This window comes from Methanococcoides sp. LMO-2 (assembly GCF_038432375.1).
Taxonomy (GTDB): Archaea; Halobacteriota; Methanosarcinia; order Methanosarcinales; family Methanosarcinaceae; genus Methanococcoides; species Methanococcoides cohabitans.
In genome coordinates this window covers 214,069-227,178 of the sequence record NZ_JBCAUS010000007.1, presented here as the reverse complement: position 1 = coordinate 227,178, position 13,110 = coordinate 214,069, and the positions used below count along the sequence as shown (strand labels likewise).

12 protein-coding genes and 1 tRNA gene are annotated in these 13,110 nt (G+C 45.7%); 7 read left to right on the top strand and 6 right to left on the bottom strand.

What is annotated here, in order from left to right:
• Window positions 1–104: 104 nt before the first annotated feature.
• From WOA13_RS11100 to WOA13_RS11090, 3 genes are all read left to right on the top strand, one after another.
• Entirely contained in the window at window positions 105–644 is a 540-nt protein-coding gene (locus tag WOA13_RS11100; protein WP_342127964.1) for a hypothetical protein, read from the top strand.
• 84 nt (window positions 645–728) lie between these two features.
• Window positions 729–837 (top strand) — tRNA-Met (locus WOA13_RS11095).
• A gap of 106 nt (window positions 838–943) precedes the next feature.
• Entirely contained in the window at window positions 944–3,679 is a 2,736-nt protein-coding gene (locus tag WOA13_RS11090; RefSeq protein ID WP_342127963.1) for a DNA-directed DNA polymerase, read from the top strand.
• 88 nt (window positions 3,680–3,767) lie between these two features.
• Here WOA13_RS11090 and eno read toward each other — a convergent pair whose 3' ends face one another.
• Complete coding sequence (gene eno, locus WOA13_RS11085; protein ID WP_342127962.1) at window positions 3,768–5,042, bottom strand: phosphopyruvate hydratase; 1,275 nt, start codon at window positions 5,040–5,042, stop codon at window positions 3,768–3,770.
• 181 nt (window positions 5,043–5,223) lie between these two features.
• Between eno and WOA13_RS11080 the strand changes: the two genes are divergently transcribed.
• Window positions 5,224–5,577 carry an MreA family transcriptional regulator gene (locus tag WOA13_RS11080; RefSeq protein ID WP_342127961.1) on the top strand — a complete coding sequence of 118 codons (354 nt, stop codon included), beginning with the start codon at window positions 5,224–5,226 and terminating at the stop codon, window positions 5,575–5,577.
• Between the two features lie 41 nt (window positions 5,578–5,618).
• On the opposite strand, the gene WOA13_RS11075 is transcribed toward WOA13_RS11080, so the two are convergent.
• The 4 genes from WOA13_RS11075 to nadC all read right to left on the bottom strand — a co-directional run bounded on the left by WOA13_RS11075 (window position 5,619) and on the right by nadC (window position 9,602).
• Entirely contained in the window at window positions 5,619–6,053 is a 435-nt protein-coding gene (locus WOA13_RS11075; RefSeq protein WP_342127960.1) for a PPC domain-containing DNA-binding protein, read from the bottom strand.
• Window positions 6,054–6,247: 194 nt separating this feature from the next.
• Entirely contained in the window at window positions 6,248–7,354 is a 1,107-nt protein-coding gene (locus tag WOA13_RS11070) for an FtsZ/tubulin family protein (protein ID WP_342127959.1), read from the bottom strand.
• A gap of 55 nt (window positions 7,355–7,409) precedes the next feature.
• Complete coding sequence (locus WOA13_RS11065) at window positions 7,410–8,612, bottom strand: COG1361 family protein (protein WP_342127958.1); 1,203 nt, start codon at window positions 8,610–8,612, stop codon at window positions 7,410–7,412.
• Between the two features lie 153 nt (window positions 8,613–8,765).
• Window positions 8,766–9,602 carry a carboxylating nicotinate-nucleotide diphosphorylase gene (nadC, locus tag WOA13_RS11060; RefSeq protein WP_342127957.1) on the bottom strand — a complete coding sequence of 279 codons (837 nt, stop codon included), beginning with the start codon at window positions 9,600–9,602 and terminating at the stop codon, window positions 8,766–8,768.
• 127 nt (window positions 9,603–9,729) lie between these two features.
• On the opposite strand from nadC, the gene WOA13_RS11055 reads away from it, so the two are divergent.
• From WOA13_RS11055 to WOA13_RS11045, 3 genes are all read left to right on the top strand, one after another.
• Window positions 9,730–10,545: an aspartate dehydrogenase gene (locus WOA13_RS11055; RefSeq protein WP_342127956.1), complete on the top strand. Its 816-nt coding sequence runs from the start codon at window positions 9,730–9,732 to the stop codon at window positions 10,543–10,545.
• A gap of 86 nt (window positions 10,546–10,631) precedes the next feature.
• The gene (gene nadA, locus WOA13_RS11050; RefSeq protein WP_342127955.1) at window positions 10,632–11,588 is read left to right on the top strand and encodes a quinolinate synthase NadA; all 957 of its coding nucleotides are present in this window, start codon (window positions 10,632–10,634) and stop codon (window positions 11,586–11,588) included.
• A 23-nt stretch (window positions 11,589–11,611) separates the two neighbouring features.
• The gene (locus WOA13_RS11045) at window positions 11,612–12,457 is read left to right on the top strand and encodes a geranylgeranylglycerol-phosphate geranylgeranyltransferase (protein WP_342127954.1); all 846 of its coding nucleotides are present in this window, start codon (window positions 11,612–11,614) and stop codon (window positions 12,455–12,457) included.
• Between the two features lie 4 nt (window positions 12,458–12,461).
• Here WOA13_RS11045 and WOA13_RS11040 read toward each other — a convergent pair whose 3' ends face one another.
• Entirely contained in the window at window positions 12,462–13,109 is a 648-nt protein-coding gene (locus WOA13_RS11040; RefSeq protein WP_419095423.1) for an RNA ligase partner protein, read from the bottom strand.
• Window position 13,110 lies beyond the last annotated feature (1 nt).

The window sequence follows — 13,110 nt, the reverse complement described above, 5'->3', positions numbered from 1 at the left end:
CAAACCCTTCTAACTTTTCTTTTTTTTGTCAAGTTTTTCGATAAATTAAAATACCTATAAGCTTATTATATCTCATTCCAATTCAGAACAATGAGGTATTTAATATGAAAATGAAGGTATTGATGATTTCTCTCGTTGCATTACTTCTTGTTGCAATGTCAGGATGTACAGAACCGGCTGAGCCGGAAGAATCCGTAACAACTGCCGATCTAAGTGTTGATGGGGTGGTTCTGGAAAACATTCCTGAAAGTTTTGAATACCTTGGTGTTCACTCTGTTGATATAGAAGATGTAAAGGCAGACTATGCTGATGTAGATGGTATTGTCCAGGCTTCTGAAGGTATATACCAGCTTGATTCTGTAGACCATTATATTATAGCTGTTGAGCTAGAGGACCCTGAAGCTGCAGAAGAGTTTGTTACCCAATACAAGGATAGCTTCCCGAGTGCAGTAATTGGAAGGTTCGTAACAGATTACTTCAATGGGCATGATGCAACGCTTATCACAAAACATATCACGTTGAATGGTGAGCAGGTTCCACGTTATCATTACATATGGGCCAATGAGAACTTCGTGTTCGTCGTCAGAGGTAGTACTGAAGACAGTGGGACCTTATTGGAACTCGCTGAAGCGACCGGATTCTGATCCGGTCCCTTTTTAAAAATTAAAAAGGACGCAGCTCCCAATCGATACACTTTAATATCACTATGCCCATTTAGGTGCTGCAATGCCCGGATAGCCTAGTTGGTTGGGGCGCCAGACTCATAGGGACTTTTAACCGAGCGTCCAAATCTCCTGAGAAATCTGGAGGTCGCGTGTTCGAGTCACGCTCCGGGCACTTTGCCTTTCATTGCTTTTTTAACATTTCTTTAATTTTGATTTCTGAGTTGTTTATTGTTCTTTGACAACAAAGCATATATTATGCCTTCACGTTAAGTAGTTCCATGAATTTCCAGATCCTGGATGCAGACTATTTCCGTGAAAATGAACGACCTGTAGTACGCCTTTTTGGTAGGTCTGACAATGGGGAGAGCGTTTGCTGTCTTGTTCCGGGATTTGAGCCTTATTTTTATCTTAGTGCATCAGGCGATCTTAAGAAGCTGGGTCAGGAAATAAAGGACCGGTTTGATGTTGTTAAGGACATTGAAGTTGTGGAGAGGTTCGAGCCTATAGGCTATCAGGAAACAAAACAGCCCATGTTAAAGGTCACCACATTCGACCCACGCAACGTTCCTGAGATAAGGGACGAAGTAGCAGGAATGATCGGTGTCAGGGAGATCTATGAAACGGATATCCTATTCAGGAACAGGTTCCTTATTGACAAAGGTTTCAAGGGCATGGGATGGGTGTCCGCCGGAGAAGATGCTGATGTAGCTAAAGGCGATCTGCTATGTGACCATGTCGTAAGGTCTTCAGAACTGACTGAGGTTGACAGGATCGCCAACTCACCACTGAAGTATATGGCCTTTGATATTGAGTGCCTGCCCCATGATGGAGGTATGCCCACTCCCGATGTGTCACCTATCATAATGGTCAGTTTTGCCTTTGAGCCAGCCTACAAGGGTCACAGCACCATTGTGCTTGTCAAGAAGGAGGTGGAAGGGGTTGACGATGACGTTGAGATGTTCACGAAAGAATCAGACCTCCTCAATCGTTTCTTTGAGATCATTACTGAATACGATCCTGATGTGATCACCGGCTATAATATCAATGATTTTGATGTTCCCTATATTGTTGACAGGGTGAACGTCCTGAATGAATCCGGGGCAGGTATCAAACCGATCGTGGGAAGGGACTCCAGAAACTTAAGCTACCGTAAGATCATAAGCCGCACAATGGTATCCATTCCCGGAAGGGTGGTCGTGGATGCGCTTCCACTTATCAGGCAGCAGTTCAGCCTGAAAAGGTACACCCTGCGTAATGTTTCAAAGGAGCTGCTTGATCGGGAAAAGCTCGATGTTGCACCGGCTGATATGCAAGAGCACTGGAACGATAACGGTGAGAAGATCAGGAAGTTCGTCGATTATGCCAGGCGTGACTCCGAGCTTGCTCTTGAACTTTTGCTCGAACTTAAGCTTCTTGACAAGTATATTGCTCTGTCAAGGGTCAGCGGTATCCTGCTTCAGGATACGGTCAGTGGTGGACAGACCAATATGGTGGAACATATCCTGATGACCGAGTTCGGCAAACAGGGCAGGGTAATGTCCACAAAGCCGGATGATGAGACCTCAGCCTACAGGCGCAAGCAGAACGAGAGCCTTAAAGGCGGTGCTGTCCTTGAGCCGGAGAAAGGGCTCCATGAGAATGTGATCGTTCTGGACTACAAATCCCTTTATCCTACTATCATGATGGCTCACAACCTTTGCTACACGACTGTTGTGAAGCCAGGTTCATATCCTGAAAATGATATTATCAGATCTCCTTCAAAAGGAGAATTTGTTAAACCCGATATATTCAAAGGTGTGGTGCCCTCAGTTCTTGAATACCTGCTTGATCAGAGGGTCAAGACAAAGCAATTGATGAAAAAGGCAGGTGATGAAGGGGAATATCGCGTCCTTGATGCAACACAGCTTGCCCTGAAGATCCTGCTCAACAGTTTCTATGGTTATTCAGGCTATGCACGTGCAAGGCTCTACAGCCTCCAGATGGCCAATTCTGTAACGAGCATAGGCAGGGATAACATAGCAAGGACCGAGGATATTGTTTGTAACAGGATCGGTACTGTGGTCCTCAGGGACAATGCAGCCTATCTCACAGACGAGGCCGGTGAAATCAGGGAAGGCGATAAGGTCGTGAAGCTCTCTGTGGCCTATGGAGATACGGACAGTGTTTTTGTCCATTGCAAGAACGATTGCGATGAGGAATTTGCAGAGGATGAGTTTTCACTTGAAGATTCAGCACTGGTGGGAAGAAAGGTTGCAAGTATTGTCACAGCATCATTGCCTGATCCAATGGAACTCGAATTCGAGGCAGCTGCCAAGCGTGTCCTTCTGGTAGCCAAGAAAAGGTATGCACAGTGGCTCTTTGAGCCGACGAACGACGGTTGGAAGGACAAGATAAAGGTAAAGGGCCTTGAAACGGTGCGCCGTGACTGGTGTGAGCTGACCTCAAAGATGCTCAACAGGGTACTGGAACTTGTGCTAAAGGAAGGTGACATTGACGGCTCCGTTCATCACGTGCGCGAACTTGTTGACAGGGTACGCAACCTGGATGTTCAGAAGGATGTCGATATTGTTGAAGACCTGGTGCTTACAAAGAGCTTCTCAAAGTCTCCGTCAAGCTACAAGAACAAGCAACCCCACCTTACCGTGGTGGAGAATATCGAAAGGCGCACAGGTGTGCGGCCTTCCATTGGTGAGAGAATACCTTTTGTCATAACCGCAGGCAAGGGTCTTTTCGTAGATCGTGCAGAGGATCCTGAATATGTGCGTGAGCACAATATTACACTGGATGTGGACTACTATATACAGAAGCAGATGTTGCCGCCTGTGGAGCGTATCCTTGGGGTTTTCGGGGTTGATGTGGCCACACTGAATCACGATTCAAAACAAAAAGGGCTCTTTGATTTTGATACCTCTTCCGAGGAAAAGGTCGAGACCGTCAAGAGGGTTTGCAGGACAGGCGAACAGCCTTCCCAGCAGGCGGACCAGAAAACGCAGAGCTCACTCTTTGATTTCTGAAAATTAAGTTCAAGGTTAAAATTGAAATGGTTTAAAGTAAACCTGACCTTTAAACCTTTTTTTTAAAAAATAAGTAAAGAAAAAAAGATCAGAGCTGCACGTAACGTGCAGAGTCTCCGAGATCTTCTTCTATTCTGAGTAACTGGTTGTATTTTGCAGTACGCTCACTTCTTGCAGGAGCTCCTGTCTTGATAAGGTCAGCACCTAATGCAACGGAAATGTCTGCGATCATTGCATCTTCTGTCTCAGCGGACCTGTGGCTTACCACAACGCTGTATCCGTTGCGCATTGCAAGGTTTGCGGCATCTAATGACTCTGAGATCGTACCGATCTGGTTGATCTTGAGAAGGAGTGCATTAGCAGCATCCATTTCAATACCTTTTGCGAGGCGGTTCACGTTTGTCACGAACAGGTCATCGCCTACAATTATGGTGTCCCATGCTTCACTTGTAAGCGCTGCAAAGTCCTCGAATGATTCCTCGTGGAATGGGTCCTCGATGGAAAGGATCGGATATGTATCGACCAGTTCAAGGTAGTAGTCCACAAGTTCAGCAGGTGTGAGCATGTTACCGTCAATGGAGTATTTTCCATTTTCAAAGAACTCTGATGCAGCAGCATCAAGTCCGATAGTGATTTCGGATTCGGTGTATCCTGCTTCATCAATAGCACTCACAAGGGCATCCAGTGCATCGGCTGTCATGGAGATATTTGGTGCGTAGCCTCCCTCATATCCGACGTTAGTTGCGGAGCCACCATACTTATCTTCAAGTATCTTGCCCAGTGCATGGTATGTCTCAGCTCCCATTCTCAGGGCATTTGAGTATGTCTCAGCTCCTTTTGGCTGGATCATAAACTCCTGTATGGAGAGATCGTTACCTGCATGTTTTCCACCGTTAAGCACGTTCATGGTAGGTACAGGCAGTGCGAATGCATTGGTTCCGCCAAGGTAGCGGTAAAGCTGCATGCCAAGGGAATCGGCAGCTGCTTTTGCAACAGCCATGGAAACACCAAGGATCGCATTTGCACCAAATGTCATCTTGTTGTCAGTTCCATCCAGTGCGATCATCAGCTCATCGATCTCACGCTGATTTCGAACGTCCATTCCCAGCAGCTCTTTTGCAAAGGTCGAGTTCACATTTTCAACTGCATCAAGTACGCCTTTTCCATTGTAGCGGTCGTCCTTGTCCCTGAGCTCAAGTGCTTCGTTGCTGCCGGTAGATGCTCCGGAAGGTACGCTTGCTCTTCCGAACCCGTTTCCGGTGTAGACATCGACCTCAACGGTAGGATTTCCTCTTGAGTCCAGTATTTCTCTGGCATGTACTTTTTCAATTGTATACTTTGCTTCTTCGCCTTTGTAGCTCATGTTTTCCACCATTAGAACGTTCTATGAACCAATCGTACATTACAGTATATATCGTTACCGCATTTGTTCTTTTCAGGTTTTTGAACGTATAGTTTTCTTATATAGTTGTACGCAACAACAGCATAAATTTATATTGATAAACGTAGTATTATTATTTCTAGGGGGTCAAAATATTACTTTAATGGATGATCGTGGATATGAAGTAGCATCCCTTTTGCAGAGTATTGATGTTCCGAGGATCGAAGCCCTTTCAATCGCCTGTCTTTTCAGTTCTCCTGAACTGAGCTCGCAGGACATTGAAAAAGCTACAGGCTTGAGACAACCGGAAGTAAGTGTTGCCATGCGCTCGCTCTACGAACGCGGCTGGATCGATGAAAGGGATGATAAAAGGACGAAGTGCAGGGGAAGACCTGCAAAATATTATTCCCTAAAAGTGGATTTTGCAGATATAATCAAGGTCTACGAATCCAGGATACTGAAAATGAACGAAAAAAAGTTAGAGATCATTGATGATCTCCTGAAAATGGATTTTTGATCTGGATTAGTCAAAAATTCCGGATCTTGTTATCCGGCTACTTAGAAATTAATCGGGGCAAATCCTTTTGCGGCATCGAACGCACGGACTGCATCCATTCCGGATATTTCCAGTATGAAAACTTCCAGTACCATGAAAGCCTCACTTTCACCGCGCAGACATCCGACATTCACATTATCGCCACGACCGGCAGCAGTGTGAAGGTGTATCTTCGGCTTTCCTTCCTCTGAGAAGATGTTTCCGATGCCTATGACCTCATGAGGTTCGGAGTAGTTCGCCCACATGGGTTCAGGCGGAATTGCATTCTCTTTCGGACCGACAACAAGGTTTGCTTTGGAAACCGCGCCCAGCAGTATGAAGGCTGCGGATGTGATCTGTTCCTTTTCAGCAAGTCCTTCGAGTTCTTCAAGCAGGTCCTCTCCCGTGTCTATCCTTACGGTAAAGACCCTTCCGATGTTACCTTTACTATATTCCATATTTCCACCGTTATTAATTATCATTGAATATTTTTCATCTACTGAACCTATGATACGGTTGTTTTTGTGATCATGTTCAGTCCATCAACGCCCTGACTCCAGAACCATCGGCAATCTGATAGTGATTGCCTGCAATGAGCTAAGAATAAAGCAAAAAAGTTAGGAATATCCCACAAAGGGATATTACTTGTGTGTTAATAGCCAGGTTCAAGACCTTCTATCTGGGAAAAAGCCTTATCTATGCCTTTTTCCTCCTCTACCCTCGCCTTCTTTTCACGCTCCTGATGTATCGCATCCACAGCAACAGAATAAAGGTTCTCAAGTTCTTCTGCAACTTCAAGTGTAAGCACTGCAAGTACCTGAGGGGTTTCGCCTTTCCTGACAATGATACCTTTGAAGACGTGGCCAACAGAAGATGAAAGCTTTTCAACTTCGGTAGAGATCTCATCAATGCTCAGGTATGACTTGTCTCCTTTTATGATCACCATTGCCCTGCTGCCTTCCTTGTATACATCAGTTGAGAACAGGAGTCCGGATGGTGATACCGCTTTCTGTATTGCTGACTTGATGGGTGTCCCTTTATCAGCTTCATAGAAACCGATTGTTGCAACTCCTGCACCACCACTCATAACGGTCTTGAAGTCACCAAGATCAGTAACCATCATCATCTCGCTATCCAGTGCATCGATCAGGAACAGGATACGCTTTGCTATCATATCATTGATGGTGTTGTATGCTGACTGCACGTCTCCGCCCATCTGCTTGAGGAACTGGTTGTCAGCAAGGATTATGCCGTCCACACCACTTTCACGGATATCTTTCAGGCAGAATGCTGCATTCTGCAGGTAGAGTGTCCCCTCTTCCCTGAATGGAAGGACAACGATGGCATATATAGGAAAGTCATAGTTCCTTTTGAGCTCTTCAATAAGTGGAGGGGTGAAGGATGAACCTGTTCCTCCGGATGCGGATGTGATCACAAAACCGATATCGAAGTTGCCTCTTTCCTCAACCTGACGCATTATATTGGCTTTGTTCTCTTCAAAAACATGCTTGCCTACATTGCGGTTTGCACCAACTCCATGAAGGTGGGGAATATGGACCCTGTCCTTTGCTTTGGTGAACCTCATCTCTTTCAGGTCGTTCATTGCAGTGTTGATGGCGATTGTTTCAACATTGCTCTTGTATTTCTGTTGTGAGTAGAACTTTGCAAGTTTGCCTTTACCACCAAAAGCCTCTTTGTTTATCGCATCAAGGATACGGTTACCACATTGACCATTTCCTACGATCAGTATATTGAGCAAATAATTCCTCCAAATTTAATCTCTCTTGAAACCTTCATGTATGAAGTAATGATGATCAGTATTTGTATTGCCTGGAACGGTAGAAGATCCATCCTCCGATTGCAAGAATGATCACTAACGGGACCGCGTATACATATAATGGCTGTTCGAAAAGGAAATCCGTATCTCCTCTTGCAACGGTCAGCGTGTTCGTTGTGAAATCCCCGCTGACAACTTCCGATCCTGAGCTTCCGGCATCATACTGGTATGAATACTCTGTAGTGATTGTGTATGTTCCCACTTCAGTTGGCTTGATGTTGTATTTTATCTCTTTTTCCTGGTTGAGGCCGAAGTTCTCAATATACACTTTTGGTACATTGTTGATCATTTCGATGTTATCACTGTTGCTTTCAAAATCAAGTCCTTCGGGTACCTGGATGTTCAATACGACACCGTTTGCAGATGCCTCCCCGATGTTCCTGACATTGATAGTGACCTCGACATCATCGCCTCGTTGTACGCTTCTAGCATTCATTGTGGTAGAGAACTCGAGCTCCGGAACCTTTTCTTCACCTGTGACCGTTATTACAGGTCTGTTCGAGGTAGCCTGTGGGAAGTCCAGATCTGCTTCATTGGAGAATGTTGCAGTGGTTGGTTTCAGTTCAAATGTACCCGGTTCATTTGCCTGAAGCTTGTAGAGGTAGATGGTCCTTTCCTCATACTTGTCTATTGACATCGGTCCGGCCTCTTCAAGAGTTATCTCCTGCAAGATGAACCCTGCAGGCTTAGGATCGGTGAATCGGACATCTGTAGCCATTCCGTCACCGTCGTTCCTGACCATCACTTTGATGGTGATGACCTCTCCCTGTTCTACAGTATAGGAACTTATTTCCTTTGTGATCCTCAGCTCAGGAGTACCAGAGAACTCAGCCTTATCATGACCGCCATCGATCACTTTATCCAGATATACTGCATCATCATCATCGATGGTGATTGACATTGTTGCACGAGGTACCATTCCTCCGAGTACACTATTTAGTGTAAACTCGATCGTTCCTTCTTCCACCTCAAAAGAGTACGAATCCTCCTCATTGAGCATTTTGTCGTGGATCAGCTCATCCTGGTCATATACTTTGAACACACAGGTTCCGGCATCCACAAAGACCTCTGCTACATCAATAACAATGTTATTGATCTGGTATCCGTCCCCTTCTTCTATGCTCCCATTGTACAGGATATCTTTGGCAGAAGCGTTCGACGTGAAAATCAAAGCTACCATTGCTATTGCCACTATCGTCACAAACAAATTTTTAGACCGAAACATAATTCCCTCGACGCAGAAGTAAATTGCTATTTATTAGTATTTTATAGTATATACTCTACCAGCATCAATACAATATGAGAATCCAATAAATAGTTTGTGATAACGGTTTTAATGATCTGTGTCCATGAATTCAAGACTGACATCGGTCCATTCCGCTTTGTGAACCAGTGAACCCACAGATATCACATCAACACCGGTCTTGGCATATTCTGAGATGTTGCTAAGGTTTATGCCTCCGGAGACCTCAATGATAACGTCATCCCTGACACCTTCGTGCTTCAGTTCTTCCAGTGTTCGGATCACCTGGCCCGGTGACATGTTATCGAACATGATGATGTCAACACCCATTTGTGCTGCTGTGATCGCATCTTCTGCTGTCTCAACCTCCACGTCGATCTTCTGCGTGAAGCCGCCCATTCTTCTGGCAGCTTCAATGGCATTCTCAAGTCCCATGGCGTTCCTGTGGTTGTCCTTGATCATGATCGCATCTGAGAGATCGAACCTGTGAGGGTCTCCTCCCCCTGCAATGATGGCAAGCTTTTCGAACTTTCGGATACCCGGGGTTGTTTTCCTGGTTCCGGCTACCTTTGCGTCTGAATATTGTCTGACCGTTTCCACATATTTGTGTGTCTGCGTTGCAATTCCGGTAAGGTGTCCCAGGAAGTTCAGTACAAGGCGTTCGGCACGCAGTACGGCTACAGAATTCCCGGTTACTTCAAATATTGCATCCCCCGCTTTTATCTCGTCCCCGTCAACGACTCTGGTATTTGCCTGGATCCCGAAGTATTCCATTATTTTCTGTGCAACTTCTGTCCCTGCGACAACACAATCCTCTTTTGTAAAGATCCTTGCACTGACCTCTTTTTCAGGCACAAGGGTGCAGGATATGTCGTTAGCTCCCAGATCTTCACTGATGAATCGTTCTATCTCACAGTTCAGTATCATATTACCACATATATTAATGCCTCAAGAGGTTTATATGCTTTTAGCGTATTTGGAAATACCATGGTCGAACCTGCAGGTCGACTGATATCTTATAATCATAATCCATAATATGTCCAGGGAGTTCAGAATGCTAAAGATCGGAGTGTTCGGATGTGGTGCTATCGGTGCCGAACTTTGCAAAGCTATCGATTCAGGCCACATTGATGTCGAACTATATGCAATATATGACCGACACGAACAGGCAACAGTTGATTTGAAAGACAAGCTCAGGAACACTGATCCGAAGGTTCTTGAGATTGTAGATATGGTAAAGCACGTTGATCTTGTGGTAGAGTGCGCTTCGCAGCAGGCTGTCTATGAGGTTGTTCCTGCTGCCCTCCATGCAAAATGTGATGTCATGTCCATAAGTGTGGGAGCTTTTGCTGACCAGAACCTTCTAAAGACCACAACTGACCTTGCAAAGGAGTATAACTGCAAGGTGTATCTTCCTTCCGGAGCTATCGCCGGTCTTGATGGTCTCAAATCTGCATCTTCAACCAGTATCTATTCAGTTACCCTGACAACCGAGAAGCATCCAAGAAGCCTTGCAGGAGCACCTTATATCATCCAGAACAACATTGATCTGGATGCCATAACAGGAAAGACCGTGATATTCGAGGGGATGGCAACCGAAGCCGTCAAAGCTTTCCCTGCCAATGTCAATGTCGCAGCATCGCTTAGCCTTGCAGGTATCGGGTTTGACAGGACAAAGGTCAAGATCGTTGCAAATCCTGCTCTTTCAAGGAACATTCATGAAATTAACGTCGAAGGTGAGTTTGGAAGTTTCACAACCCGTGTGGAAAACGTCCCTTCACCCACAAATCCGAAAACAAGTTACCTGGCGGCCCTGTCAGCGATCTCCACATTGAAGAAGATCGCAGATCCTCTTCAGGTAGGTACATAAGATCCCTGAAAAGGACACAAAGTTTTAATCTCTATCCCGTTATTGTAGGCAGGTCCATCCGGGATTATCAGACCAATTAATGAGTCTTGACCGGAAAGAAAAATGAAAAATCAAGTGATCATATGCAGGACAGGCAAACCATCATCAATAAGATCAAATCGTTGAAAAAAGAGCGCAATGCTGTGATCCTGGCTCACTGCTATGCACGCAATGAGGTTCAGGACATTGCAGACTTCGTAGGTGACTCCCTCGGCTTAAGCCAGGAGGCGGTCGATCAGGATGCTGATGTGATCGTATTCTGTGGTGTAAGTTTCATGGCTGAAAGCGCTGCGGTCCTTTCCCCTGAAAAAACGGTTCTCATGCCGGATGCGGATGCGAATTGCCCCATGGCGGCCATGGTGGATGTACTCTCACTTCGTGAAATGAAGAAAGAACACCCTGATGCAATGGTAGTCTGCTATGTGAACACCAGGGCTGATGTAAAGGCTGAAAGTGATATTTGCTGTACATCGGCAAATGCTGTCGAAGTTGTGAACTCACTGGATGCTGATGAGATCATCTTCGTTCCTGACAAGAACCTTGCAGCTTATGTGGCAGAGCATACTGACAAGAAGATCATTCCCTGGAATGGTTACTGCCCTGTACACAACCAGATACTTGAAGAAGACTTAGTTCAGTCCATGGACGAACATCCTGATGCTGAAGTCTTGGCACACCCAGAGTGTCGTTCCAAGGTACTTGAGGATTCAGACCATGTGTTCAGTACCACAGGTATGCTGAAGTATGCAAAGGATTCCTCATGCAATGACTTCATCATTTCCACAGAGCAGGGAATAATGCACCAGCTGGAAGTTGAGAACCCCGGAAAGAGGTTCTATCCTGTTTCAAAATTTGCTTTCTGCTCTGACATGAAGATGATAAACCTGGAAGCAGTACTGCGTTCACTTGAGAAAATGGAACATGTGGTGACTGTTCCTGAAGACATTCGCCTTGGTGCAAAAAGGTCTCTCGACCGTATGTTAGAGGTCAGGCGTAGCAGGTAACTTTGTTTGAAGAGGGAATAAAGATGCGATCCTATCTTGAGCTGATGCGTGCCGGCAATTGTGCAATGGCAGCCTTTGCAGCACTGGTCGGCGTCATGATAGCTTTCAACATTCTCTCATCGACAGGATCATCCGCATTATTTTCATTTTATGATACTGCTCTTGTATTCCTCATCGTCTTTTTCGTGACAGGTGCCGGTAACGGGCTTAACGACTATTTCGACATCGATATAGATACGGTGAACAAACCCTCCAGGCCGATCCCCTCCGGCAGGATCTCCTTGAGAAGTGCCCTGTACTTTTCACTCATGCTTTTTGGTGCAGGGGTCGCAATGGCATTTCTCGTAAATGTCCTCTGCGGGCTCATTGCATTGCTCAACTCAATTGTTCTCATACTCTATGCAAAAAGCCTGAAACGCACACCCTTTTTTGGGAATGCTTCGGTGGGCTACCTCACGGGTTCAACATTCCTTTTCGGTGGAGCGATCTTTGGAATGGAAGGTCTTCAGGCAGTTGTCATTCTTTTCCTGCTGGCAACCCTTGCTACCATTGCCCGAGAGATCGTAAAGGACATCGAGGATGTTGAAGGTGACGAAAAGGAAGGAGCAAGGACATTACCGATCCTGATGGGATCAAAGAAGGCATCCTATGTGGCTGCAACGTTTGGTTTAATTGCCATGCTTGCAAGCCCTGTCCCGTATCTCCAATCGATATTGAATGAGAGATATCTCTTCGTGGTGGCAATTGCAGACATATTCTTCCTAATAGCTGTCTACCAGATACTTGGAAAGAATGATGCTGCACGCTCTTCAAAACTGTTCAAGTTTGCAATGCTCTTCGCACTGGTCTCGTTCATTGTTGGAGCCTGACAGCTCACTTTTTGTCTTTGTCGTTCCCGTTACTACCTGAAGGTGTGTGCTTGAGGTATTCCTGAAGCATCATGGGGAACGTTGTTGCAGGCACGTAGCGGACTCCAAGCTGCTCTGCCCATTTCTGTATCCCGTAGTCGCTTGCCACAACCGCAGCGTCCAGCTCCTTTGCAAGCAGCAGGACGTCAATGTCCGGAGCGCTGTCGAGGATACCATAGCGCAGGGCTGAACGATACTTGTTCCTGAACTTTCCTACAATTCCCCCGACAAGCTCACGGTCTATGACATTATCCACATCATAGCCGGCATCAGTTTCCGGATTTACCGAAAGGCACTGAACGGATGCCTCCCTGATGGCGTCTTCAGCCACGTTCATACCTTTATTGATACGCTCGCGCATATATGCCACATATTCGTGGAAAATATGGGATGGTATCTTCACCTCATGTCTGTCAGGTGCTTTTTTGACAAGCCAGGTATCTATTTTTGCAATGACCTCCGCATCACAGTCGTTGTTCTTTGCGAACTCATGGAGTTCCTTGTATACGGATGGGAACGGGACATAACAGCTGATCTGTAGATGCAGTCTTGCTTCAGCTATCAGTTCCAGTATTGCACGCATCCCCTCACAAAGTTCATCGATCCCCATCATT

Bases quoted from the DNA above. Each gene is read 5' to 3' on its own strand.
- WOA13_RS11045 (WP_342127954.1), top strand. From the start codon at position 11,612: ATGCGATCCTATCTTGAGCTGATGCGTGCCGGCAATTGTGCAATGGCA.
- WOA13_RS11075 (WP_342127960.1), bottom strand. From the start codon at position 6,053: ATGGAATATAGTAAAGGTAACATCGGAAGGGTCTTTACCGTAAGGATA.
- nadC (WP_342127957.1), bottom strand. From the start codon at position 9,602: ATGATACTGAACTGTGAGATAGAACGATTCATCAGTGAAGATCTGGGA.
- WOA13_RS11055 (WP_342127956.1), top strand. From the start codon at position 9,730: ATGCTAAAGATCGGAGTGTTCGGATGTGGTGCTATCGGTGCCGAACTT.
- WOA13_RS11080 (WP_342127961.1), top strand. From the start codon at position 5,224: ATGGATGATCGTGGATATGAAGTAGCATCCCTTTTGCAGAGTATTGAT.
- WOA13_RS11100 (WP_342127964.1), top strand. From the start codon at position 105: ATGAAAATGAAGGTATTGATGATTTCTCTCGTTGCATTACTTCTTGTT.
- WOA13_RS11090 (WP_342127963.1), top strand. From the start codon at position 944: ATGAATTTCCAGATCCTGGATGCAGACTATTTCCGTGAAAATGAACGA.
- eno (WP_342127962.1), bottom strand. From the start codon at position 5,042: ATGAGCTACAAAGGCGAAGAAGCAAAGTATACAATTGAAAAAGTACAT.
- WOA13_RS11065 (WP_342127958.1), bottom strand. From the start codon at position 8,612: ATGGTAGCTTTGATTTTCACGTCGAACGCTTCTGCCAAAGATATCCTG.
- WOA13_RS11040 (WP_419095423.1), bottom strand. From the start codon at position 13,109: ATGATGGGGATCGATGAACTTTGTGAGGGGATGCGTGCAATACTGGAA.